Below are 22,993 nucleotides of genomic sequence, written 5' to 3'. Positions count from 1 at the left end.
ATGCTTACCTGCTTTTTACAGTTTCTTTCTGTAAGCTCGCTTTTTCCTTTATATAGCGGGTCAGCTCTACTGTCATTTCATAACGCAAAAATGGTGTAATTAAATAAATTCCATTAAAATATTTCATTGCTTCATCTATTAACTCTTTTGCAATATCAAGGCCTTCTTTTTCTGCTTTCGCCCGATCTTCCCCGCAAGCAGCCATTCTTTCCCTGATTTCATCCGTCAGCTTAATGCCTGGCACTTCGTTATGAAGAAACTCTGCATTTCTGGCACTCACTAAAGGCATAATGCCAATATACACAGGCACCGGCAAATGTTTGGTGGCTTCATGGATTTCATGAAATTGTTCTTTTCCATACACGGGCTGGCTCATAAAGTAATCTACCCCAGCCTCAATCTTTTTTTCAAGCCTTTTAACTGCTCTTTCTAACGATCTTACATTCGGGTTAAAAGCACCTGCCACTGAAAAAGATGTTTTTTCCCCTAGAGATTTTCCTGAAAAAGATCTTCCTTCGTTCATTTCTTTAATCAAGGAAATAAGATCAAAGGAAGTCAGGTCGTATACAGAGGTGGCGCCTGGGAAGTCCCCAACCTTCGTTGGGTCTCCTGTTACAGCCAGAAGATCATGTATGCCTAGAGCATGCATTCCCAATAAATGAGACTGGAGCCCAATTAAATTTCTGTCTCGACATGCGATATGAATAAGAGGACGTGCTCCTATCTTTTCCTTCACCATCGTTCCCATAGCCATGTTATCAATGCGTGGTGAAGCGAGTGAATTGTCAGCCATAGTGACTGCATCAGCTCCAGCATCATGAAGCTGTTTCGCACCTTCTAAAAACTTGTCTGTCGCCAGCTTTTTTGGAGGGTCTAATTCAACAACAATGGCAACTTCATTTTTTGCCTTTTCAGAGAGAGAAGGCGTTTCCGTCCTCTTTGAAGCCTGAATAACTTCCTTTTCAACCGGGACTGTTTCCTTTGTATCGACGGGTTTTTCACCTTTTACCGCCTTCGCTAGCTCAGCAATATGTTCCGGCGTTGTCCCACAGCATCCGCCTATGAGACGGACGCCCTGGCTTCGCAGATCCTGGCCCCTCTCATAAAAATAACTTGGGTTCGATTGGTATACAAACCTCCCGTCATCTAAATCTGGCAGACTGGCATTCGGATAAGCCGAAATATACGCTCCTTCTATTAAGGGGACATTTTCCAGGGAACGCAGGATATGATACGGGCCCATGCGACAGTTTAAACCGACAACATCAGCTCCCTGGGCTGCGAGAGTCTGAAAAGCTTCTGTGACGCTGATTCCTCCATGGAGAACTCCAACCTCTCCTAGAGAGACCTGGGCTACAATAGGAAGGTCAGTCATCTTACGGAGCATCTGAACCGCCGACTGAACCTCTTCATAATTATAAAATGTTTCCAGAATTAAACCATCAGGCTTTTCTGAAAGAAGAGCTTTTGCCTGTTCTTTCAGTGCTGAAAGAATATCGTCATTTTCATAATCTGTCTTTTGGACTCCACGGATTCCTCCGATTGTAGCGAGGACAAAAGCATCTCCCCCGGCTGCTTTCCTTGCCAGACGAACGCCTTGTTTATTTATCTCTACCGTTTCATTCTCAAGGCCATACCGCTCTAATTTAAGACGATTTGCAGCATAGGTGTTTGTTTGAATCACGTTTGCCCCTGCCTTGATATATTCCCTGTGTACACTTGTCACAGCAGAAGGATCTTCTATATTTAAGGCTTCAAAAGAGCCTGTAAACCCTTTGTCATATAAATAAGTGCCTATCGCTCCGTCTCCGACAAGCATTCCATTTTCCAGAGCTTTTAAGAATTCCACTTCATTCATCCTTTCTCCAATACGCTTCTGTTACTGTGAAAGTTGTTCTAATGCCTGCTGTAAATCTCTTATTAAATCCTCAGCATTTTCAATTCCCACTGAAAAACGAAGGAGACGGTTACAGACACCGTTGGCCAGTCGTACTTCTTCAGGAACGTCAGCATGGGTTTGAGTGGCCGGGTAGGTCATAAAGCTTTCTACACCGCCAAGGCTTTCTGCAAATGTGACGAGGTTCAACCCTTTTAAAAGCTGATTCACATGCTGTTCATCACAGATACGAAAGGAAAGCATGCCACCTTTACCTGGGTAAAGGACTTCATCAATCAATGGATGTTCTTTCAGAAAAGCTGCTACCTTTTGAGCATTTTCCGTATGCTTTTCCATCCGCAGAGACAGTGTCTTCATGCCTCTCATTAACAGCCAGGCATCAAGAGGAGAAAGAATCGTTCCCATGCCATTATGAAAAGCTGCAATTTCTTCACAAAGCTTTTCTCCTTTTGCAACAATTAAGCCTGCGATGACATCATTATGGCCGCCTAAATACTTGGATGCACTGTGAATGACAATGTCGGCTCCTTTTTCAATAGGTCTTTGAAGCACTGGAGTATAAAAGGTGTTATCTACAATTAAAAGCAGGTTATTCTCTCTTGCAACAGCAGCAAGGCCTTCCAAATCAGCTTCCTGCATTAATGGATTTGTCGGCGTTTCGATAAATAAAGCTTTTGTATTTTCTGTTATTTTTTCTGAAAAAGATGCAAGGTTTCGAGGATCTCCGTATGTAAAGGTTAACCCCCACTTTTTCCACCCTTCTTCAAATAAACGATAGGTGCCGCCGTACAAGTCCTGGGATGCCAGGATCTCATCCCCGCTTTTAAATAGCGCTAGAACTGTTTGAACAGCTGCCATTCCGGAGCTTAACGCAAACCCCTTGTCTCCGCCCTCTAAATCTGCAATCGCCTTTTCAAGAAGTTCTCTTGTAGGATTTCCTGTCCTTGAATAGTCATAGCCGGTTGATTCTCCTATACCGCTGTGCCTGTATGCAGTTGAGAAGTAGACAGGTGCGCTTACTGTGCCTGTAGCCTCCTCGCTTCTATTCCCTATTTGTGCAAGTTTTGTTTCTAGGTTGTATCGAGACATTCTCTCCACTCCTTATGATGTAATCTGTTTTTCTTTATTTTCTAATTTTTTCAGAAAAAGGGCAGCCTAAGGTTTTTGCGACCTTTAACCCTCTTTACATTTGTTGGAAAAATGCATATGTACAAAATAAAGCCTTCTTCGGTTAAGAAGAAGGCAAGACAGTATCGAGACATGCTAGCTTCTTCTCATCTTGCAGGTTTATCACCACCTGCTGGAATTAGCACCTGACCAAAACTGGCTGGTTGCTGAGATTTCTTCGGGCCATTCCCTCCATCTCTCTAGATAAGAAAGCTTCCTATAATAAAGTTGTTATTGCTACACTACACGAAAAAACATGAAATTGCAACCTTTATTCCGGCGTAGCCTCTACATTAAGCTCCGTTTCATTCCCGCATACACATCGTTTAAACCCTGTTTCATATTCACCATCAGCTCGCTGGCGTCCTCGCAGAATATATTTTTCTCCGCATTTAGGACAGCGAATCACCACTCTGTATCGAGTTTCAGTAGTCAATACGATCACTCCTTATTCCGTTCTCTCATTCGCTTTTTTCACTTTTGTTAATGCAAACCACCACAAAAAAATCATAAAAGGGGCGATGCTCGTAAAAAGATATTGATTAATGGTTAATAGTATCAAATCAAAAAAACCGTGTAAAACAACAGGAATGATCAGGGCCAGGAAAAGCCATTTTTTTACATGGTCATTCACTTTAAAACGAGCAGATCCCAGGTAATACCCCATGACTACTCCAAACAATGCATGACTGCTCACAGGCAGAAAGGCTCGTCCGACAGCAAAGTCAATACCTGTTGCCATTAGATATAACACATTCTCGGCTGCTGCAAACCCTAAAGATAAAGAAACAGCGTAAACAATTCCATCGTACCTGTTTTTCAGTGTGCCAAAACGGTAAGCGATAAAATACAGCAGAAACCATTGAAAAAACTCTTCAAGGAAAGCGGCGTTAACGAATGCTTTGAACCAAGGTTCGGTAATTAAAGCCTCCCCTTCTAAAGCATATTGTATAACCATCACGGGGAAAACTAGCAGCACTCCTATAATAAAAGCTTTTATGACCTGCCCTATCATGTTTGAACCGTATTGATTGCGAAGATAAAAATATACAAGTAATGATATGGCAGGCGCAAGTGCTGCTGTAAAAAGTGTCACCACCGTCATAACCGTCCCCTCTGTTCATCTTCATGGTAACATGTTAGTTTTAAGGTTGAAAATTGTTTACCTTTTTTTGCAAACCAGCATCGTTAAAAAGACCGGAAACACAGGGTATATATTATTCTTATGTGAGGTGATCCTTTGAAAAAAATACTTATCATTCATACTGGCGGTACGATTGCCATGTCTGAAAATAAAGAAACGGGCATGGTCGTGCCAGAAGAAAAGAACCCTCTTCATTCTGTAAACGAAATGTTACAGGAGACAGTGAAGATAGAAACGGAAGATTACCTTCACCTTCCTTCTCCTCATATCACTCCCAGGCACATGCTGGGTCTTGCTGAAAAGATTAATGAAAAGATGAAAAATTCTCATTTCGACGGGGTCGTAATTACTCATGGAACAGATACACTGGAAGAAACCGCCTACTTATTAGACTTGCTCTTACATTTGGACCAGCCAGTTGTTATCACTGGAGCTATGCGTTCAAGCAATGAGCTTGGCGCTGATGGCCCTCATAACTTAATTTCAGCTGTAAGAACAGCAGCAAGTGACAAAGCAGCCAAAAAAGGGGTCATCGTCGTCTTTAATGATGAAATTCATACAGCTAAAAACGTAACAAAAACCCATTCAAGCAACATCGCCACCTTTCAAAGTCCTCAATACGGGGCCATAGGGATCTTAACAAAACGCGAAGTTTCTTTTCATCACATTCCAGCGCACCGGGAACACTTTCCAGTTACAAAGCTCTCTAAAAAGGTGCTGCTTGTAAAAGCATACGCCGGCATGGAAGAAAGTGTGATGGCTCATATAGCCTCTCATCCACTCGATGGTCTGGTGCTTGAAGCATTCGGGCAAGGGAATGTGCCGCCAGCTATTGTTCCTCCCTTGGAATCACTCATTGAAAAGAACATTCCAGTCGTACTGGTATCCAGAAGCTACAGCGGTATCGTCCAGGACACATACGGCTATGAGGGAGGGGGCAGGCAGCTGAAAGAAAAAGGAGTCATATTTACAAATGGATTAAATGGACAAAAAGCACGGCTTAAGCTGATGGCTGCTCTTGAGATGACTCAGGACCATGGAAAGCTCCAGGAAATATTTCTGCGCTGAAGTTCTTTAAATCAGGCTCTTTAAAAGGTGACATTGATTTTTTAAAATTATTCGATAATAGGTAATAACGCGAAGCTCCTTCGGTCCCTTGAGCCGCAGCTCCCCCAGGGTGGTTTTCCAGGGAGCCGCGGCAATTCACGTACTACAGAAGACACCGTGGATGCATGAAGGGACAGTAGAATGGATCTGGCACGCGGTCCTTTAGGCACAAGCGAGGGCCTTTAAGGAGAAATCAACAACAATGTACAAAACCACGATCTAAAAATGACAACCTTATGAAGGCTGTCACTTTACAACTGTATGTTATAGTCCCTTGTTCTCAGCCGCTCGTATATCGTTTCGGAGACAGCATCACCATGGAAACGCCCGTTTTCTATAAAAATCTCATTTGCATTGTTTCCTGCTGCAATCACACCCGCTATAAAGAGATTTCCCACATTCGTTTCCATTGTATCCTCGTCAAATACCGGGCGCCCTGTTTCCTTTTCAATTTCCACACCCATCTTGGTTAAAAAGCCGTGGTCAGGATGATACCCTGTCATCGCCAAAACAAAGTCTGCCTCAACAGTTTGTTGTTCACCATCAACGATAAAATGGACACTCTTTTCAGTAATTTCTTCAGGGACAGCATGGTAGTGCATCTTTATTTTATTGTGGCGGATCAAAGAAAGAAATTCAGGCAATATCCAAGGCTTTACATCTTCTGGCATCTCCCCGCCCCGATATAAAACTGTAACGTTTGCCCCTGCTTTTTCTAATTCAAGTGTGGCATCTACCGCTGAATTTTTCCCGCCGATAACGACCACATTTTTTTTGAAGAAAGGATGTGCTTCTTTAAAATAATGGAATACATGCTCGCTTTCTTCTCCCTTTATCCCTAAATAATTTGGATTGTCATAGTAGCCAGTGGCTGTGATCACAAAAGGGGCTTTATACTCCTTTGCTTCACCTTTTTTATCTTCAGTTAAGAGCAAAAAGGAACCATCTGCTTGTTTACAGACTTCCTTCACTTCTTCAAAAGAATGAATACGTAACTTTTTACGCTTGACAACTTCCCTGTAATAAGAAAGGGCCTGGTTCCGCTTTGGTTTTCTTTCTTCTGTTACAAACGGCAGATCCCCAATCTCTAATTTATCACTTGAACTAAAGAATGTTTGATGAGTCGGATAACGGAAAATCGTGTGAACAACGTTTTCCTTTTCAATAATCAGGGGATCCAGCCCCTTCTCCTGACAAGAGATGGCAGCTGCCAGCCCACAAGGCCCTGCTCCGATTATAATGACTGTCTCTTTTATGATGCTCACCTTTGCCACTCCTTATTTTTCTGCATTAGCGAACCCCCTTCCTCTAGGAGCAGGGGGTCCTGAATGTCATATGTTCTTTATATCCAGCCTCGGAATCTGGATGCCTCGGCCATTTTTCTCACACCAATCATATAGGCAGCAAGACGCATGTCTACTTTCCGTCCATGAGCAAGACGAAAAATATTTTCAAATGCATGAACCATTACCTGTTCGAGCTTTTCTTCCACCTCTTCTTCTGTCCAGTAATATCCCTGATTATTCTGCACCCATTCAAAATAAGAGACCGTTACCCCGCCGGCACTTGCCAGAACATCCGGTACAAGAAGAACACCTCTATTAGATAATATTTTTGTTGCTTCCATCGTAGTCGGCCCATTTGCTGCTTCTACTACTATGTCTGCTTTTATATTATTGGCGTTTTCTTTTGTTATTTGGTTTTCAATCGCTGCCGGCACCAGGATATCACACTCCACCTCAAGAAGCTCTTGATTGGTCAATGTGTTTTTAAATAAGTTGGTCACTGCTCCAAATGAATCTCTCCGGTCAAGAAGGTAATCAATATCTAATCCATCTGGGTCATAAAGAGCTCCGTACGCATCAGAAATGCCTACGATATGAGCCCCTGCATCATAAAGAAACTTCGCCAAGTAGCTGCCTGCATTGCCAAATCCCTGAATAGCAACCTTGGCGCCTTCAAGAGCAATGCCTTTCTTTTTAGCCGCTTCTCTCATGCAGATGGTAACCCCTTTTGCGGTAGCAGACTCTCGTCCGTGAGATCCTCCTAACACTATAGGTTTGCCTGTTATAAATCCAGGAGAATCAAACTCCCTGATCCGGCTGTATTCGTCAAGCATCCAGGCCATGATTTGAGAATTTGTAAATACATCGGGGGCAGGAATATCCTTTGTTGGCCCGACAATTTGGCTGATTGCTCGTACATACCCTCTGCTTAAACCTTCCAGCTCACGAAAAGACATATCTCTTGGGTCACAGATAATTCCTCCCTTTCCGCCTCCATAGGGCAAGTCCACAATGCCGGCCTTTAAAGACATCCAAATTGATAAGGCTTTGACTTCTTTTTCAGTAACGTTCGGATGAAAACGGACTCCGCCTTTTGTAGGCCCAACCGCGTCATTGTGCTGGGCACGAAAACCGGTAAACACTTTTGTTGATCCATCATCCATCCGAACTGGAATTCTTACAGTTAGCAAACGTACAGGCTCTTTCATGAGTTCATATATTTCATCTGGATACCCCAGCTTACCCAGGGCCTCTTTTACTACTTTCTGTGTAGAAAGCAAGACATCCATGTTTTCTTGCTCTGTTTTCTCATTTTCTTCCATGTCTGTTCACCTCTATAAAAAAATAGAAAAGCGTTTGTCTCAAGGCATTTGGCCAGGAGCGGCAATCATCGCGCATGTTCTAGATTTTTCACATTCAATCACTTACTACTATAAAGAAAGATTGCGTTTATTTCTACCGAAATGCTGTCTTTCTTTTCCTCACTTCAATGAGACTGCCATCCTCTCCTGCCTTTCATTCCATCCCTTAGATCCAGGCTGGTAAACCCCATAAAAAAACACCTCTTATAAAGAGGTGGTCTATCGTGAAAAGTAAGATACAATCTCACTTACTGCGTTTTCATTCACCAATCTGGAAGAATATTCTTTTAAAAGTGTATAGGAAATGGTAGACGGCTCTCCATACTCTGACATCACTGCAATAAAGGTGTCCTCTGAAAGCGCAGCGGTTTCTGCCTTGTGAAAATACAGATAGTAGCGCTCTTTATGAAAGAGCAGCTGCCCGCCAGTAATTCCAGAGTCATAAAGACGCCACGCCAGCTGAATAATATCTTCAAACGATCGATATTCAAAAAGCATTTCCGGCCTCTCATCCATCGTTATTTCCAATTCCAGAACATCTTCATCCATCTCTTCAAAAGAACATGGTGCTTCTTCAGACGATAAATGAATGATCATTCCCTGAGCAGGCAGAGCATATACTTCTACTGATAAATACCCTTCTACTTTAAATCCAAGAACTTCATCTGCTTCAAGAACCATATCTCGGAACAATTGTTTCACTCGAGGAGAGTCATTCCAAAGATCATCTTTTTCTAACCCCCGCTCACTTAAATCATCCAACGTTAAAAACACTTTCACTTTATTGGTGGTTATTTTCTCCAGGCGCATAGCTGCCCCTCCTTCGCCCTGATCCACCCCGCTTTGATGCGATCACTTCTTATCCTACTTTATTCATTAGGCTTTTCCACCGTGATAGACTTTTCTATCTTCTATATTGCTGAAAGAAATCATGAAACCAATGATCCCACCCTTGTATGGTGGAATCCATAATGAGCAGATTATTACCCAACTCATTTGTTGAGGCTCCTTTTACCGCGCTCCCACCAATCCCAGTGACCGTATTCGGGTGTTTTTTTGCTACTGCCTTGACCACTTGAAGGGCGCCCTCCAAATTCTTAACCATCGTGCACGAAATGAAAAAAAGCTTTGGCTGCACTTGATTTACTACCGTGAGAATGTCTCTGCCAGGAACGCCCGTACCTAAGTAAATTACATCAAATCCTTTTCTTCTCAAAAAAAACGTAAACGTTAACAGACCTAACTCATGGCGTTCATCAGGTGCACAAACAACCAGGACTTTAGGAAGATAGGCATCAACCCGGTAACTTTGAAAGATGTTACCCATTTTCATTTTTATAAAATTTGAAGCAAAATGTTCATGAGCAGCTGTTATAGAATTCCGTTCCCATAAATCCCCCACCTTTATAAGCAGGGGAGTAAATATTTCTATAAGAACCTTTTCGATGCTGAATATACTAAAGGCTCTGTCAGCAAGAGCCTGGGCTTCACTTTCATTAAAAGACAGCAAGGCTTCCCTTATTTTAATCGAAAACTCTTCAACCTGACCGTTTCCCTTTCCTTCAACAGAATCCAGTTGAAAATCTTCTTTCTCAAATAAATCCACTGCCTGCCCAATGGTAAAACCCTTTTCCACTTTATCTATTAACCATCGTAAGGTCCCTACATGCTCCTCAGTATACAACCGGTGTCCTGCCTGGTTCCTTACTGGTTCTATAATATGGTAACGACGCTCCCAGGCCCGGAGCGTGCCTGGCTGGATTCCAAGCATCTTAGATATTGCCTTAATATTGTATTTACCGGTTTCATTTTGCGACACAGGAGATTTTCACCTCTTACCTTTCTTCGTTTTCTTGAGTCAGTTATTCATCGTCTTTTACTAATGTGAGTAAATGCGTCTCTGCCGGCGCTCCCAGCCTCATTGGAATTGTTGTGGTACCGTAGCCGTTGCTCAGGAGCAGGGTGACACCATTTCTTTGCTTTACGCCGCCCTTTTCCCTTATCCCCTTTCCAAAAAGCCTGATTTGCCCCCCGTGTGTGTGTCCGCTGAAAACAAGAGTTATATTATGAGACTTTTTAAGCTTGTGGATGATGGCTGGATCATGAGCCAGTAAAACTTTAAAGCCATCCCCTGAGTATGCTCCTGCTTTTTCCAGATCATCTCTTCCATGATTGAGTTCATCCACTCCTATGAGAAAGAGGCTTTCCCCATTCTTTTGTAAGACAGCTGTATCATTGGCGAGAACCGTCACACCGTGTTCTCTTAGTGTCTCCTCCAGCCTTTGGGGATCCTTTTCATAATCATTATTTCCCCATACGAAATAAACGGGAGCAATAGATGAAAGCTTTTTAAGATTTTCTTCCACTCTGGAAAAAGGCACTGCTTTTTCCATGATGTCTCCCCCGACAAATACATAATCAGCTTTTCCTTTAACCTCTCTGAGAATGGAAGAGTGAATAGAACGAAAGTGCAAATCAGATATAAAAAAGATCCTTACTCCGTGAAAAGAAGAAGGAAGGTTTGAAAAAGAAAATGTGTGCTCACTGACACGATTGCGCCTAGCTTCAATAAGCATGTATCCAAATAATGAAGCACAAACAGTAAAAATAAATCCCATAAATGATTTCACGATTACCCTCCTCGCACTCTAGAAAGAGTATAGCGAAATTCTACTTTATTGAAAAGAAATGGATACTGTTACCAAGTATTCTTTACACTACTAAACACTTCTATGCCTTTTCCTAGTCTGCTCTTTAAAGGGTATTTTATTGTGTGAACACAAAAAAATAACAGGTTGGAAACCTGTTATAAGACACTTATTGTATATTTATTTTGTTTATTCTCCGTGCCGAAGGCATTTATCACATTGGTTCATATAGGACTCGTGCTGCTCATGCATTTCATCTCCGCAGTCCGCACACATTTTTGGAGGCAAATTTCTAAAGAATTCCAAGATATTTTTCATACATTCCACTCTCCCTTGAGTTGTTTGTACACTCATTGTATTATAACAGTTATAAAAATACAACAGTGTTTTATAATATTTTTTCCTTTTTTTCTTTTACTGTTCTATTACAATTACTTTTTAATGGCTCTGGTAAAAGGTAAGGTAAGGATTTTTTTCCAGATAAAAGCGCGAGACGTTTTCAGGTATCCCATGAGAGGAAAAACCCGCAGCGTCGTTTTCCTAGAAAACCGAGGCAAGGGCCGTGACGTAGAAGACACCGTTCTGAAAGGGCCTCGTACTTGTACCTTTAGGTGGCAGCAAGCATCTGTTAAAGAAAAACAACAACATGATGGAACAAAGCCTATTCAATAAAAAGAGCTGGGACAAAACTTAGTTCGTCCCAGCCTCCTACTTAATTATGTTGTTAAGTTGCTGCAGAATGTTTTTCGCACTTCCTTCAATTGTTTTATCAAACTGTGAAAAAGAATCAATCTCTTTATTCAGCCATACCGTTTTCCCTTTTGTCATAGAAGGAAGCTGGTTTACTGGCGAGACTTGAAGGCTTGAACCGATAACTAATACCAGATCTGCCGAATCAATGGCATCCAGACTTGTTTCCCAGGCCTCTTGAGGAAGCATTTCACCAAACAATACGACGTTGGGTCTCAGTCTGCCACCGCATTCCCTGCAGTTGTCACCATTCAGAAATAACTCCTCAAGAGCTCCTGCACCACAGTTGTGACAGCGAAACGTTCGGATATTCCCGTGGAGCTCTGAAACATTTCTATTGCCCGCCTGATGGTGAAAACCATCAACATTTTGAGTAGCAACATGGCTGATAATGCCCTTTTTTTCCCATTCTGCTACTATAAGATGGCCTTCATGAGGCTTACAATGGCTGAGACTGATAATCCTGTCCCGGTAGAATTCGTGAAATAAATCATAGTTACGGTTCAGGGCATCCACATTGGCTACAGTAGAAGGATCAATGCTTCTCCACCAACCTTCTTTCGAACGAAAATCAGGGAGCCCGCTTTCCGTGGACATTCCTGCTCCAGTTAATACAACAGTGTTTTTGCTTTCCATCATCCATTTTCCAACCTCTTGCAATGTCGCCAGTCTCCTTTCAAGGTGGTAAAAAAATTGTTATGTTTTTGTGAAACACATAGCTCTTTCTATTTTACTTTCTTATAATTAATAATGAAAACAACCGATCTAGAGAAAAGAGGAAAGTATAATGGACCTCACTGTATTTTTAATTGGGACTGCCTTATTTACCGGCGGCTTTGCATTACTGCTTTATTTCCTTGTAAAAAAGAAAAAGTTGACTCTGCCTTTTCTTGCTATGGGCGTCGGAGTTATCTTATGTTTTTCGGGGTTAATGCTTGCTTCTCCTTTATATGAGGACGAAGAATCCGAAGAAGCTTTCTCGAGTCTGCCTCAATAACATCGTTCCCCCTCCTTCATGCGCTCCCGTGTTAAATTGAAATATATGGAAGATAATTTGCTAACTTTATTGAATTTTCAATCAATTTAGTTTACACTGTTAGTGAGCGCTTACAATTACGTTTTTGTCACAAGGAGGAGGAACAAATGATACTTAATAAAATAAAACATCGGTCTCTATTTACTAACGACGATTTACGATACAATGAAAAACTTGGACTTCCGGTAGAAGTATTCTGCACGATGCAAAATACCACGGTAGCATTCGGCCAAATTGAATCTTTTTCCAATTTATCGGTATCCATAGCGAATACATGTTATAACCGAAAGCAGTTTGTGTTCTTCGGTCACCAGCCTGTGGATCATTCAACCCTATAAAAAGAACCGTTCCCTTTGGACACGGTTCTTTTTTTCACAGGCTTCGCTTCTGTTCGATCATAAATGAAACAGGTTAATATCATAGTTTTCCTGTAAGCATGAAAATAACTCATGCCTTGTTTCCCATCTTTCCTTTGTGTCCCAAAGCTCTTCACTTCTTTGAATTAATTCTTCGCGAAGCTTTTCAAATTCTTCCTCGGCTTTAACAAGTTTTCTTTTCCCTGTGATCAGTGTACCTGCGCCAAGAATGCAGCTGACAGCCGCCAGCTGGCCCCACCATACGGTAAACAGCACAAGAATATTTTGTAAAACCTCATTGTGCCCCTGGCTTTGCATGTAAAAAATTGATAAGAGCAGGACTGCCATGCTGATCATTGTAAGGATTCCTGCTCTTTTAACCAGGACATCAGCTGCCTTTTCTTTTTCTTTTCTAGATACTAATTCCAGTAACAACGTTTCAGCCATAGGCGAAATATCTACCTGGGATAACTTTTCAGCTGTCTTCTGCTCCATTTCCCACCTCCTCCACTCTACACTTTATTTGGAGAGTTTAGGAATTATACATTCAGAGAAGGCATAGGAGGGACTATCCATACCAGATAAAGGAACTTAAACCAAGAAGAACTATAAATATAAATAATACAAACAACAAATTTATGAGAGAAAAATGACTATTTTTCTTTTTGACTTTCTTATTTCTATGAGCTTCACTCCTCGGAGGAAGAGATTCGTTGTTGGCTGCATCATAGCTATGGTCATTCAAATGAAGGGACACATTATCTTGTTGTATCCTTCTAGAGCGCGCGCTTTTTATCATGAATATTCACCTCTATTGTTTCAGAAATGATTTACCCTCTTTCATGCCCCGGCTTACGTTCATCTGGACTTCACTCTGCTTTTCTTGAATATGACTGTTATTGGTGCAGTATGTGGCGTAAACGTGCATTCCACTGAAAAATTGTTTTGACTTTTTGTTCAGTTGTTTCGCTTCCAGGAGGCTCGTGACCGCATTCATCACAGCAAATAGCTGGCCGCTCAGGATTCATCGTCTCATTAAATACTTTTAAAAGGCCTTCCCGACGGCACCCCTTTTCGTGAATCCATGTCTCCATTTGCCGAAGTTGACTATATTTCACTCGTTTTCTTTTTACAATCTGATTTTCCAGTATTCTTCCTATCTCTGTCACATTATGAGTCGTGAGAATGGAGGCAGCATCTATGATCTGAAAGAAACGTAAGTAAAAGTGAAGAAAGCGTGCGTGGGTTTCCTCCATTCCGTACTGGTGCATGAGTTCTTCCTCTGTGATCTGCTTGCAGGAATGGTTGTTGACGATATCATCTAAAACGGCAAGATATTCCTCTTTAGGGGGGAATTCATTTTCAATCAGCAAGGCAGGAATATCGCCATCTTCTGGGCTTACAAGCAGCAGGGATACACTTTGCCTTCCGTCTCTTCCGGCTCTCCCTATCTCCTGAATAAAGGATTCAAGGTTTGTTGGGTATTGGTAATGAATAACAAATCCAATGTCAGGTTTATTAATGCCCATGCCAAAAGCGCTTGTACAGCATATGACATCTAATGAAGAGGATAAAAATTGCTGCTGAATCAACAGGCGGTCTTCATTACTCAACCCTCCATGATAAGATGCTGTTGTTTTTGAGGTTTTTTCCCTAATAAGCTGTGCCAGCTTCTCCGCTTTCTTCCGCGAAGAGATATAGACCATTCCCGGCCCAGGAAGATTCTCTATCCATTCGATAAGGTTTTTTTCTTTGTCATGCTCGCCTGTGTGCTTCTTAACAAATAGGGCAATATTAGGCCTGTCTATGGGATGAATGAAATGCACAGCCTTCTCTAACTGAAGCTGTGTCACAATATCCTTCTGGACTTTAGGAGTGGCTGTGGCAGTTAATGCCAGGCATGGTGGGTTTCCAATCCTTTTTCTCACTTCACCAAGACGTAAATAGTGAGTTCGAAATTCATGCCCCCATTGCGATATACAATGGGCTTCATCCACGGCAAACAAAGAAATATTCATGTTTTCAAGGCGGGAAAGTACCCATTCCTGTGTCAATGTTTCCGGTGACAAATAAACGATTTTATGAAAGGGAAGTTCCCTTATTTTCTCCTTTTTTTCCTCATGACTGAGAAAGCTGTTAATGGCTGTCACTGATTTTATCCCTTGCTGCTTCAATTCTTGTACTTGATTGTCCATCAGAGCCAAAAGAGGGGATACTATGACAGCCGTTCCTTCTTTTAAAAGGGCGGGAAGCTGATAACAAAGAGATTTTCCTGAACCAGTCGGTAGCATGGCAAAGACATCGTTTCCTTCAAAAATATTCTGTACAATTTGTCTTTGCCCCTGTCTGAACTCTTCATAGCCGAACCATTTCTTTAAAGCATCCTCAAGCTCAAGTCCCATGTCTTTCCCCCTGTGCGAGGGCCAGCCGAATTTGAAAGTATGTAACTCCTGCTCCGACTTCCTCTTTAATTATTTTAAGTTTTTTCGTCTGTCTGCGCAGCGACGCTTGAACAATTTGTTTTTGCAGCTGTTCTGAGACATATGTATCAATTAAAAAAGAGGGATCGTAAGAAGAAATTTCAACAATGTGGTCTTCTATTGTACTTGGCCGCAGCCCTCGTATAACGGATATTTCCTCTTTACTCTTTTTTTGCAAAAGAAGTTCTTTTGTCTTTAGGGCAGTTGCTGTAAGCCCCTGGCTGTTTCCGATGTCCTTGATAAAAGAATATAAAAATGGATAGGACTCAGGGCGGGCAGATCCTTCCTTAATCAGATAATGAAGTACGCCATTAAAACGGAACCTGGCTTCAGAGCTTTCAATATCAAAGGTTGAAGCACATTGGCCAAAGGTCAGTCCAGGGGCTTTCCATCCGCTTAACCTTGAAACAAATATATCGGAGTCCAGTTTTTCGAGTGTGCATAAAAGCTTATGTAATTCTTGAAACAACGTCTCTGCCGAAGCTTCTTTATCAGGTTTTCTTTTCCATTCTTCTTTCACCCACGTGAGCACAGCATGGTTGTTAGTTACTGGAATGTAGAAAGAATCTTTTTTTAAACCGAACGACAAAGCCTGAACAAAAAGAGAAAGTCTTTGCCACAATATAGAAGCCGCTTTTTCGTATAGCCAGCCGTTGTAATGGTTAGACCAAGGAGGATGAGAAATGAGTTCATTAACCTTTTCCTTTCCTTTGGAGGTTAATGTGCCACTGTCTTTTGAAAGTACTATATACTTCTGTTGAAACGCTAAATCATGAACATCCTGGTTAAATTCTCTTTCACTGTAAGCCGGAAGTGACTGAAATAAGAATAACGTCTGATAAAGCTTTCCATCCTGAATCGTTTGTGCCGTTTTTTTTCCTGTAAGAAGGTGGTAAGCGGATCGCAGTGTACGGTCTCCTTGAATGCGAAAAAGAACAAACAATAGTAGTTTCTGCCTGAATAAAGCCCTTTCTGCCAAAGAAACCACCTTCCTTTTTTAATAGTCTTCATTTCCAGCCGGAATAATAATAATATAAACAAAGCCTACTATATCGGCGTCTCATAAGGTTTTTTCAAGTTTATCTGTTGAAAATTTTATCACGAAAGCATACAATATGAAATAGAAATCAATACGTTATCCATGTAGATAGATGCAATAGAGTCGTGGATAAATTATATATAACAGGAGGATTTCAACATGGCTAAATATACAATTGTAGACAAAGACACATGCATTGCCTGTGGAGCTTGCGGGGCAGCTGCACCTGATATTTATGATTACGACGATGAAGGATTAGCAGAGGTAATCCTTGACGGCGATGAAAATAAAGGAGTAGTAGAAGTACCTGAGGAACTGGAAGAAGACATGGAGGATGCCTTTGAAGGCTGTCCGACTGATTCTATTAAGATTGCTGATGAGCCATTTGACGGCGATGCATTAAAATTCGAATAAAAAAGCAGCTCGTCAGCAGACGAGCTTTTTTTATTCCTTTTCCCATTTATCCAGCGGCGGAGAAAAAGACGGAAAAGTTAAACTCTCTAAAATAAGAGGAACATTATTCAGCCACATTTCCAGTGAGGCGTCAAAGGGAAGAGGGTTTTTCCCGATGCCAGTTTCAATGGTAAACCCGGGACGCTTCCATTCTTTAATAAACCAATCTTTAAACCCGGCAGCACTGGCAGCGGTTTTTACAGGGTGATAAGAGCTGGCACTGGCAAGCCTCTCAGCGAGACTTTTGCACACCTTAGGTTCCATATCCCGGTATCCCCAGTAAATTTCCTGTCCTTGAGAGTGAAATGCCAGCACGTGGGAAAAATCTTCTTTCATTGTAAGCAAGTATATGCTTTTACTTTCAGGCTCACTGATTGGGCTCGCCCCTCCATAATGGCGGTACCACGGCTGCTTTGGACTTGTTTTAGCCTCCTCCTTCCAGCCGGCTGGCCATTGATGATTTAAATCTACTCCATTTATATTAGCTGACCAATGCCTGAAGTCGGACCAGCCATCATTGATAGCAGCCACCTGTTCATAATGAGAATGTCCTTTGGATAGTCCTTCTTGAACAAGTTCTGCTCCATCAGGGTTTACTAAAGGAACAATAAACAAAGTGGCGTCTTGATACAGCTTATGGGGAGAATAACCGAGCCATGGAGCTTTCGTATTTACTTTTTTTATAAATGTTTTTAAAAAATTCATCAAAAGCCACGAATTCATCCACTCATTGCCATGCCAAGTGCCTGTGAGAAAAATTTTTTTCTGCCCTCTCCCATACTTAAACAGCCATAAAGGCTTCTTCATTACAGACTGGCCGATCTGCTCGACCTTAAGTCCTTTAATCGTTTGACTCTGCAGCAATCTGCGGTCATTTTCAAGCTCTCTCCATCCGTATTCCTCACTGCATGGATATAACTTTTTTCTTTTCGTTGAAGAAGCATTGTCCGGGATTAGGAGGTGTCTTCCCGGATAAAGATAGGAGTGTGATGAAGGAATCTCCTTGTTGGCTGCCAGCAGATCCTCTATCCTGATATGAAAACGATTGGCAACTTTCGTTAACGTATCACCGGATGTTGTCTTATAAGTAAATACCATAATCTCCCGCCTTTCTCATGTATGTAAAAGTATATGAGCTTAACCAAAAATGAGAAGGAGGGAATTGACAGATAAGCAGCCTTGTGTTAAATTATCAGACAATAAGAGATAGACAACTGTCTATCTGTCATGGACAATATGATACATGAAATCCGAAGACGAAGAATGACGAAAACCTTGGTCATCCCAGAGAGCCGGCGGTGGTGAGAGCCGGTATGCCAATTTTCCGATAGCCCTTCTGAGCAGTCACTTTGAATAACAGTAGAAGTGAACGGGTAAACCGTTATCTTATGAGCTTAGGCTCCCTAAGGCAGGCATCTCCTGCGAACGAGGGTGGTACCGCGGACTTCCGCCCCTCACGATTATTCGTGGAGGGGTGGAAGTTTTTTAATGGAGCGCTTTCATAACCAAAGGAATTTGCATAATTTATGCTTATTTAGATACAGGCTATGTCCAAAGCACAATGTTGTATGATAAGGTCAAAGCTATAGTGAATGCAGAGTCCAGTGCTTACAATTCATGAGGCTTAGGCTTGAAATACCCTTAGCATAGCTTAGATATAATAAAGGAGAGTGGAGAGGTAATGATTCAGCAGCCAGTTCTTGAACAAACTCAACAGAAAGGAAAGAGTCAGTTGTACAATATACTCGTAGCAGACTCTATGAGCAAAGAAGGATTAGCTCCTCTGCTCAGCAATGAAAATGTAAATTGCGTAGAAAAGAAAGTTGACGAAGTAGAGGATCTTTCCGTGTACGACGCTCTTCTTGTCCGGAGCGCGACGACTGTAACCCCGGAACTCATGGACCAAATGAAGAACTTAAAGATCATAGCTCGAGCTGGTGTCGGTGTTGATAACATTGATATCGATGCTGCAACAAAGCGGGGAATCGTCGTGGTTAACGCTCCTGAAGGGAACACAATCTCTACCGCTGAACATACGTTTGCCATGATCATGTCTTTAGCCCGCAAAGTTCCACAAGCCACCATGTCTATTAAAAATGGTGAATGGAACCGCAAAGGATTCCAGGGAACCGAGCTTCGTGGGAAAACCCTGGGAATCGTCGGTTTTGGAAGAATTGGTACTGAGCTTTCAAAGCGTGCCAAGGGATTTGAAATGTCAGTTCTCGTATTTGATCCTTATTTGCCTACATCACGTGCTGAAGAGCTCGGCGTAACCACAGCAGATTTAGACGAGCTTCTGTCCAAAGCTGATATCATTACCGTTCACACACCGCTTACAAAGGATACAAAGGGTCTTCTCGGCATGGAAAATATTGCAAAAACAAAAAAAGGCGTGTACCTCATCAACTGTGCCCGTGGCGGTATTATTGACGAAGAAGCTCTTGAGCATTATATCGAGAACGGACATGTGGCAGGAGCGGCTCTGGACGTGTACGAAGAAGAACCTGCTACCAACCACAAGCTGCTTGCCCATGAACAAGTCATTGGAACGCCTCATATAGCTGCTTCCACAAAAGAAGCACAGTTAAACGTGGCTGCCCAGGTTTCTGAAGAAGTGGTAAATTTCCTTGATGGACTTCCTGCTCTTAATTCAATCAACCTTCCTACGATGTCTAAAGAGCTTTATGAAACGATCAGGCCTTATTATGAACTAACGAAAAAAATGGGAGATATTTTATCACAGGTAATGAAAACACCTGTCCAGGAAATTGATGTTCAATACGGCGGAGAGGTTGCTGACCTGGATACATCTGTCTTGACAAGAGCCCTTATGGCCGGGTTTTTAAGCCATCGCGTGGATGCACCTGTCAATGATGTCAATGCTTCTCTTATTGCGAAAGAGCGAGGCATTATCTTTGGTGAGAAGTATCTGACAAATACAGTTGGCTATTCCAACCTGATCAAGGCTACTGTTCAGGGAGAAGGACGCACTTTTACAATTCAAGGAACATTTGTAAAAGAATACGGCCCACGAATTGTCCGTATCAATGATTTTAACGTTGACTTTTATCCAACAGGGCATTTAATTTACATTCAGCATTCTGACAAACCAGGGGTCATCGGAAAAATGGGACAGCTGTTAGGTGAGCATAATGTCAATATCGCAACCATGCAGGTGGGACGCCAGCAGGAAGGCGGAGATGCCATCATGATGCTTGCGGTAGACAAAGAGGTTACAGATGAGGTTGTTAAAGATTTAACCTCTATCGAGGAAATCACGTACTCTGATAAAATTGAATTGTAATTACCTGTAAAACAAACTCCCTTGCGATTCGCGCAAGGGAGTTTGTTTATTGTATACTTGGTACCTTAATGAACCGGCCATATGTAGCGAAGAATCCTACTCTGCTGCACGGGCTTTTTTTTCTGTAAAAATTGCTTCCCTTGCTGAGAAAGTCTTGCATGCCCCTCTTCTTTTACAATGAGGTGCTCCATCTCTGCCACCTTCTCCATGAAACGGTATAAAGAGATACCTCCCGGGCGCCTGTGTTTACTTAAAAGCTGGTAACACAAAGCCGCTTCAATTCCTTTCCAAAAGCGTCTGTGTAAAAAACCGTCTCGGTCCAGCCTGATTGTTTCATGCTTTTCTATCTTTCGCAGGAAAAATAGAAAGGAGTCATAAAGGAGTTCTTCCTGTCCCTGTGAACCAGCCTGTTCGTTTAACCAGAGAAGGAGCGAAGCATCCACAGTAATAGTTTCATCCTCTTCCCATTTCATTTCCATTCGATCCTTTGTCTTCGTAGGTTACTTAAATTGTATCATAACTTAACTCTTTCAACGATCTTTTCATTTTCTCTACAAAGACACTCCTCTTCTGCAGTTTCACTGCTGCTTTCTTCTGAAGCAAGCGTAGATAGACTGAGAAATAAAAAGACAAACCCTACCACCAGCGCAAAAACAAAAACCACTAAAAACCGTTTACTATAATCAGCTATCAAATTTCTTTTCTCTCCTTTGCACACAAACTGAGGTTAGTGTATGCCGCACAGCCTTATTATAGAACTTACTTAATCCATTGCACCGAATTCAAGAAGCTGGACATCAACATGAACTTCTGCCTCAAGTGCAGGATATATGTTTTCTTTCCATTCCTCTGGATCCCAATCTCTCGTACGGCTCCGGTATTGTTCACCAAAGCCCAGAGGATCGATATTCTGCTCTATGAAGTAATTGATTAATCGCTCGCCTGTTGCCTTTATCTGCCCTTCTATAGACTCTTCAACAGCTTGAAGGTCGTTTGGATCATCAAGAGCCAGCTCGCCGACATAGTCCTCCACGTTTCCTTTTATATCAAGACGAACTTCATAATGAGGAACCGGATCTCGGCTGACTTCCTCGTACTCATGTTTCGTTTTTACGTTATTCATATGAAGAGTAGCATCAACCCCTTCTTTGTCAATGTCGAAGGTGTGAGTACCTCTTCTGGATCCTTCATTCATGATTTTAAAGATAAAAGACTCATCGGGTCCTAAATGCCCCACCTTATATTCCCCGTCAAACAACGCTAAACCGTTTAGCTTTAAGGTTTCTTCATGAATCGTAAAGAAAGGCAAATAGGCATCACGGCCGTCACTGTGAATGTCGAAAACAAAGCTATGAAGGTTCGTAGCCGGAATCTTTTCTTCCTCCTCGGCTTGGTCAATGAGATTTGCGTAATACATACCGACTCGTTCTCTTGCCCCAGTCAGATCAGTATCAATCCCATCGTGCGCTCTTCCTTCCATGACTGCTACATGAAGCTGGTTGCCCACCCGTGGGTCCCGATAAAAGCTACTTACAATATCACTAATTCCATACTGCTCGGCAAAGGGGTGGCCAAATACAAGAATTCTCATCTGTCCGTACCGAAGAGGTCGTTGCCATTCAGTATTTAAATCATCCCTGATTTCTTTCGGACTCTGTCCTTCAGTTTCCATTATGATCACTTCAAGCTGACCTTCTTCTCCCATTTCAAAATAGCTGGGAAAAGCAACTGTCTGCTCCATTGTTCCCTCAGTTTCCCCTAAGTCAAATGCCGCGATTTGTACCATGGTTATATCATCAAGTATTTTTGTTTCCATACAGCCGGATAATAAGAAAATAGGGAGAAATACCAAGAGTAGACTAACCTTTTTGATCATTGTTTTTGCTCCTTTTTGAAACAATCAGCTGAATTATAAACAGAAGAGGAATATATACAGTCAGAAAATAAAAGCCCACATTGGATACATAATCATTAAACTGGTCAATTCTCTGTCTGCTCTGAAACACTGGCATTATCACTACCATTGCTGTTAAAAAAAAGATAAGAGCATAGCGCTGGCGAATGGGAAACATCCGTTTTATCCCCCTGCTTGCTGCCCATAATGCAAGTGCAATATTTGGTGCAATAATAATCAGCCACAAGGAAACCCCGATATATTCAAATCTTTCAACAAAGGGGAGCTCAATAACCTTCAAAAGCGTCAATGTAGCCCAAATTGTTCGGTTCAGCTGTTCTTCACTGTAAAAGGCAAGGCTGACGAACATTAAAAGAGTATAAGAAAAGACTGTTACCCAATGACCGAGCTGGGCCCATTTTTGGGAATCAGATGCGTTTTTAATAAATGGATAAAACATCAATATAAATTCAATGCCAAGAAAGGTTAAAGCTGTGTCTTTAGCTCCCAATAAGATCTCTTCCAGGCTGTGCTTCCAAATCGGTAGCAGGTTAAGAAATTGGGCATATTCCAGGGGAAGCAAAAGAATAAAAACGATTGCGCTTGGAAGAACGACTCCAATTACACATAAACCGACTACGGCCCGAAACCCTCCAAGGATCAAATAATAGAAAAACACAAAGGAAATCATTCCTAGCACCCAGGGGGGAAGTTCTTCAAACATCCACACTTGGACAACCTCGACATATGTACGGTTAACAAGGACAGCCAAAGCAAAAAAATAAAGGACCATTAGAAAGCTGAGAATACATCCAAGCCACTTTCCAAATAAACGACGGTGGATTTCAATGATATCCGTGTTATGTGCCCGTAAAATACTGTACATCATCGATAGTGCAAGTGAAAAAACAGTACCTGCAATAATTACCGAAATCCATCCGTCATAGCCTGTACGTTGTACGACTACCCTTTGAAAACCTAGAATTCCAACTCCTACCTGAATAGCATGAACAAGAAAAAAGACCATAGGAGGACCAACTTGAAAATTTTCTTTTATGTTGCTGTCCATTG

Annotated in this window: 24 protein-coding genes, 1 riboswitch and 1 other annotated feature; of the genes, 5 read left to right on the top strand and 19 right to left on the bottom strand. The window is 41.9% G+C overall.

Annotated elements, in window-relative coordinates:
* Window positions 1-4 precede the first annotated feature (4 nt).
* The 4 genes from ACFPU1_RS15565 to prsW all read right to left on the bottom strand — a co-directional run bounded on the left by ACFPU1_RS15565 (window position 5) and on the right by prsW (window position 4,169).
* Window positions 5-1,849, bottom strand: a complete 1,845-nt coding sequence (locus ACFPU1_RS15565; protein WP_385943042.1) for a bifunctional homocysteine S-methyltransferase/methylenetetrahydrofolate reductase — start codon at window positions 1,847-1,849, stop codon at window positions 5-7.
* Between the two features lie 30 nt (window positions 1,850-1,879).
* Window positions 1,880-2,986, bottom strand: a complete 1,107-nt coding sequence (locus tag ACFPU1_RS15560) for a methionine biosynthesis PLP-dependent protein (RefSeq protein WP_385942791.1) — start codon at window positions 2,984-2,986, stop codon at window positions 1,880-1,882.
* A 182-nt stretch (window positions 2,987-3,168) separates the two neighbouring features.
* A riboswitch (SAM riboswitch) is annotated at window positions 3,169-3,275 on the bottom strand.
* A 60-nt stretch (window positions 3,276-3,335) separates the two neighbouring features.
* The gene (locus tag ACFPU1_RS15555; protein ID WP_198153567.1) at window positions 3,336-3,500 is read right to left on the bottom strand and encodes a hypothetical protein; all 165 of its coding nucleotides are present in this window, start codon (window positions 3,498-3,500) and stop codon (window positions 3,336-3,338) included.
* Window positions 3,501-3,512: 12 nt separating this feature from the next.
* Window positions 3,513-4,169 carry a glutamic-type intramembrane protease PrsW gene (prsW, locus tag ACFPU1_RS15550; RefSeq protein ID WP_385942789.1) on the bottom strand — a complete coding sequence of 219 codons (657 nt, stop codon included), beginning with the start codon at window positions 4,167-4,169 and terminating at the stop codon, window positions 3,513-3,515.
* A gap of 135 nt (window positions 4,170-4,304) precedes the next feature.
* On the opposite strand from prsW, the gene ACFPU1_RS15545 reads away from it, so the two are divergent.
* Window positions 4,305-5,276 (top strand): asparaginase, encoded by a 972-nt coding sequence (locus ACFPU1_RS15545; protein ID WP_054637401.1) that lies wholly within the window; start codon window positions 4,305-4,307, stop codon window positions 5,274-5,276.
* A 290-nt stretch (window positions 5,277-5,566) separates the two neighbouring features.
* On the opposite strand, the gene ACFPU1_RS15540 is transcribed toward ACFPU1_RS15545, so the two are convergent.
* From ACFPU1_RS15540 to ACFPU1_RS15510, 7 genes are all read right to left on the bottom strand, one after another.
* Window positions 5,567-6,574 carry a YpdA family putative bacillithiol disulfide reductase gene (locus ACFPU1_RS15540; protein WP_385943040.1) on the bottom strand — a complete coding sequence of 336 codons (1,008 nt, stop codon included), beginning with the start codon at window positions 6,572-6,574 and terminating at the stop codon, window positions 5,567-5,569.
* An 83-nt stretch (window positions 6,575-6,657) separates the two neighbouring features.
* On the bottom strand, window positions 6,658-7,923 hold the full coding sequence (locus ACFPU1_RS15535; protein ID WP_054637400.1) for a Glu/Leu/Phe/Val family dehydrogenase: 1,266 nt from the start codon (window positions 7,921-7,923) through the stop codon (window positions 6,658-6,660).
* Window positions 7,924-8,181: 258 nt separating this feature from the next.
* Window positions 8,182-8,772: a genetic competence negative regulator gene (locus tag ACFPU1_RS15530; RefSeq protein WP_054637399.1), complete on the bottom strand. Its 591-nt coding sequence runs from the start codon at window positions 8,770-8,772 to the stop codon at window positions 8,182-8,184.
* A gap of 94 nt (window positions 8,773-8,866) precedes the next feature.
* Window positions 8,867-9,781: a MerR family transcriptional regulator gene (locus tag ACFPU1_RS15525; RefSeq protein ID WP_385942786.1), complete on the bottom strand. Its 915-nt coding sequence runs from the start codon at window positions 9,779-9,781 to the stop codon at window positions 8,867-8,869.
* Window positions 9,782-9,824: 43 nt separating this feature from the next.
* Window positions 9,825-10,592 (bottom strand): metallophosphoesterase, encoded by a 768-nt coding sequence (locus ACFPU1_RS15520; RefSeq protein WP_385942784.1) that lies wholly within the window; start codon window positions 10,590-10,592, stop codon window positions 9,825-9,827.
* Window positions 10,593-10,799: 207 nt separating this feature from the next.
* Window positions 10,800-10,928: a protein YhfH gene (gene yhfH / locus ACFPU1_RS15515; RefSeq protein ID WP_083465578.1), complete on the bottom strand. Its 129-nt coding sequence runs from the start codon at window positions 10,926-10,928 to the stop codon at window positions 10,800-10,802.
* Window positions 10,929-11,318: 390 nt separating this feature from the next.
* Window positions 11,319-12,029 carry an SIR2 family NAD-dependent protein deacylase gene (locus tag ACFPU1_RS15510; RefSeq protein WP_385943039.1) on the bottom strand — a complete coding sequence of 237 codons (711 nt, stop codon included), beginning with the start codon at window positions 12,027-12,029 and terminating at the stop codon, window positions 11,319-11,321.
* 118 nt (window positions 12,030-12,147) lie between these two features.
* Between ACFPU1_RS15510 and ACFPU1_RS15505 the strand changes: the two genes are divergently transcribed.
* The gene (locus ACFPU1_RS15505) at window positions 12,148-12,357 is read left to right on the top strand and encodes a hypothetical protein (RefSeq protein WP_054637397.1); all 210 of its coding nucleotides are present in this window, start codon (window positions 12,148-12,150) and stop codon (window positions 12,355-12,357) included.
* 146 nt (window positions 12,358-12,503) lie between these two features.
* Window positions 12,504-12,734, top strand: a complete 231-nt coding sequence (locus ACFPU1_RS15500; RefSeq protein WP_054637396.1) for a hypothetical protein — start codon at window positions 12,504-12,506, stop codon at window positions 12,732-12,734.
* Between the two features lie 57 nt (window positions 12,735-12,791).
* On the opposite strand, the gene ACFPU1_RS15495 is transcribed toward ACFPU1_RS15500, so the two are convergent.
* The 3 genes from ACFPU1_RS15495 to ACFPU1_RS15485 all read right to left on the bottom strand — a co-directional run bounded on the left by ACFPU1_RS15495 (window position 12,792) and on the right by ACFPU1_RS15485 (window position 16,211).
* Window positions 12,792-13,247, bottom strand: coding sequence for a DUF2663 family protein (locus ACFPU1_RS15495; RefSeq protein ID WP_385942781.1), 456 nt, complete (start codon window positions 13,245-13,247; stop codon window positions 12,792-12,794).
* Window positions 13,248-13,648: 401 nt separating this feature from the next.
* Entirely contained in the window at window positions 13,649-15,154 is a 1,506-nt protein-coding gene (locus ACFPU1_RS15490; protein ID WP_385942779.1) for a RecQ family ATP-dependent DNA helicase, read from the bottom strand.
* Window positions 15,144-16,211 (bottom strand): YpbB family protein, encoded by a 1,068-nt coding sequence (locus ACFPU1_RS15485; protein ID WP_385942777.1) that lies wholly within the window; start codon window positions 16,209-16,211, stop codon window positions 15,144-15,146. Before ACFPU1_RS15485 ends, ACFPU1_RS15490 begins: the two co-directional genes overlap by 11 nt.
* Window positions 16,212-16,430: 219 nt before the next feature.
* Here ACFPU1_RS15485 and ACFPU1_RS15480 point away from each other — a divergent pair, with 219 nt between their 5' ends.
* Window positions 16,431-16,685 carry a ferredoxin gene (locus ACFPU1_RS15480; protein ID WP_054637389.1) on the top strand — a complete coding sequence of 85 codons (255 nt, stop codon included), beginning with the start codon at window positions 16,431-16,433 and terminating at the stop codon, window positions 16,683-16,685.
* A gap of 30 nt (window positions 16,686-16,715) precedes the next feature.
* Here the strand turns inward: ACFPU1_RS15480 and ACFPU1_RS15475 are convergent, their stop codons facing one another.
* Window positions 16,716-17,822: a M14 family metallopeptidase gene (locus ACFPU1_RS15475; RefSeq protein WP_385942774.1), complete on the bottom strand. Its 1,107-nt coding sequence runs from the start codon at window positions 17,820-17,822 to the stop codon at window positions 16,716-16,718.
* 146 nt (window positions 17,823-17,968) lie between these two features.
* Window positions 17,969-18,182 (top strand) — a binding site (T-box leader).
* 223 nt (window positions 18,183-18,405) lie between these two features.
* Between ACFPU1_RS15475 and serA the strand changes: the two genes are divergently transcribed.
* The gene (gene serA, locus ACFPU1_RS15470) at window positions 18,406-20,028 is read left to right on the top strand and encodes a phosphoglycerate dehydrogenase (protein ID WP_385942772.1); all 1,623 of its coding nucleotides are present in this window, start codon (window positions 18,406-18,408) and stop codon (window positions 20,026-20,028) included.
* A 65-nt stretch (window positions 20,029-20,093) separates the two neighbouring features.
* Here serA and ACFPU1_RS15465 read toward each other — a convergent pair whose 3' ends face one another.
* The 4 genes from ACFPU1_RS15465 to ACFPU1_RS15450 all read right to left on the bottom strand — a co-directional run bounded on the left by ACFPU1_RS15465 (window position 20,094) and on the right by ACFPU1_RS15450 (window position 22,991).
* Complete coding sequence (locus ACFPU1_RS15465; RefSeq protein WP_054637387.1) at window positions 20,094-20,501, bottom strand: hypothetical protein; 408 nt, start codon at window positions 20,499-20,501, stop codon at window positions 20,094-20,096.
* Between the two features lie 41 nt (window positions 20,502-20,542).
* The gene (locus ACFPU1_RS15460; protein WP_385942770.1) at window positions 20,543-20,722 is read right to left on the bottom strand and encodes a hypothetical protein; all 180 of its coding nucleotides are present in this window, start codon (window positions 20,720-20,722) and stop codon (window positions 20,543-20,545) included.
* A 69-nt stretch (window positions 20,723-20,791) separates the two neighbouring features.
* Window positions 20,792-21,904, bottom strand: a complete 1,113-nt coding sequence (locus tag ACFPU1_RS15455) for a Ger(x)C family spore germination protein (RefSeq protein ID WP_385942768.1) — start codon at window positions 21,902-21,904, stop codon at window positions 20,792-20,794.
* Window positions 21,888-22,991 (bottom strand): GerAB/ArcD/ProY family transporter, encoded by a 1,104-nt coding sequence (locus ACFPU1_RS15450; protein WP_385942766.1) that lies wholly within the window; start codon window positions 22,989-22,991, stop codon window positions 21,888-21,890. Before ACFPU1_RS15450 ends, ACFPU1_RS15455 begins: the two co-directional genes overlap by 17 nt.
* Window positions 22,992-22,993 lie beyond the last annotated feature (2 nt).

The sequence above is a fragment of the Thalassorhabdus alkalitolerans genome, from assembly GCF_042656525.1.
In the GTDB taxonomy this organism is placed as follows: Bacteria; Bacillota; Bacilli; order Bacillales; family Marinococcaceae; genus Thalassorhabdus; species Thalassorhabdus alkalitolerans.
The sequence above is the reverse complement of the archived record's forward strand: the minus strand, read 5'-3'. Positions and strand labels throughout refer to the sequence as shown.

Excerpts from the sequence above, each read along its gene's own strand:
- ACFPU1_RS15465 (WP_054637387.1), bottom strand. The coding sequence starts at position 20,501 with ATGAAATGGGAAGAGGATGAAACTATTACTGTGGATGCTTCGCTCCTT.
- ACFPU1_RS15530 (WP_054637399.1), bottom strand. The coding sequence starts at position 8,772 with ATGCGCCTGGAGAAAATAACCACCAATAAAGTGAAAGTGTTTTTAACG.
- serA (WP_385942772.1), top strand. The coding sequence starts at position 18,406 with ATGATTCAGCAGCCAGTTCTTGAACAAACTCAACAGAAAGGAAAGAGT.
- ACFPU1_RS15495 (WP_385942781.1), bottom strand. The coding sequence starts at position 13,247 with ATGGAGCAGAAGACAGCTGAAAAGTTATCCCAGGTAGATATTTCGCCT.
- ACFPU1_RS15500 (WP_054637396.1), top strand. The coding sequence starts at position 12,504 with ATGATACTTAATAAAATAAAACATCGGTCTCTATTTACTAACGACGAT.
- prsW (WP_385942789.1), bottom strand. The coding sequence starts at position 4,169 with ATGACGGTGGTGACACTTTTTACAGCAGCACTTGCGCCTGCCATATCA.
- ACFPU1_RS15490 (WP_385942779.1), bottom strand. The coding sequence starts at position 15,154 with ATGGGACTTGAGCTTGAGGATGCTTTAAAGAAATGGTTCGGCTATGAA.
- ACFPU1_RS15560 (WP_385942791.1), bottom strand. The coding sequence starts at position 2,986 with ATGTCTCGATACAACCTAGAAACAAAACTTGCACAAATAGGGAATAGA.
- ACFPU1_RS15475 (WP_385942774.1), bottom strand. The coding sequence starts at position 17,822 with ATGGTATTTACTTATAAGACAACATCCGGTGATACGTTAACGAAAGTT.
- ACFPU1_RS15535 (WP_054637400.1), bottom strand. The coding sequence starts at position 7,923 with ATGGAAGAAAATGAGAAAACAGAGCAAGAAAACATGGATGTCTTGCTT.
- ACFPU1_RS15480 (WP_054637389.1), top strand. The coding sequence starts at position 16,431 with ATGGCTAAATATACAATTGTAGACAAAGACACATGCATTGCCTGTGGA.
- ACFPU1_RS15455 (WP_385942768.1), bottom strand. The coding sequence starts at position 21,904 with ATGATCAAAAAGGTTAGTCTACTCTTGGTATTTCTCCCTATTTTCTTA.
- yhfH (WP_083465578.1), bottom strand. The coding sequence starts at position 10,928 with ATGAAAAATATCTTGGAATTCTTTAGAAATTTGCCTCCAAAAATGTGT.
- ACFPU1_RS15505 (WP_054637397.1), top strand. The coding sequence starts at position 12,148 with ATGGACCTCACTGTATTTTTAATTGGGACTGCCTTATTTACCGGCGGC.
- ACFPU1_RS15450 (WP_385942766.1), bottom strand. The coding sequence starts at position 22,991 with ATGGACAGCAACATAAAAGAAAATTTTCAAGTTGGTCCTCCTATGGTC.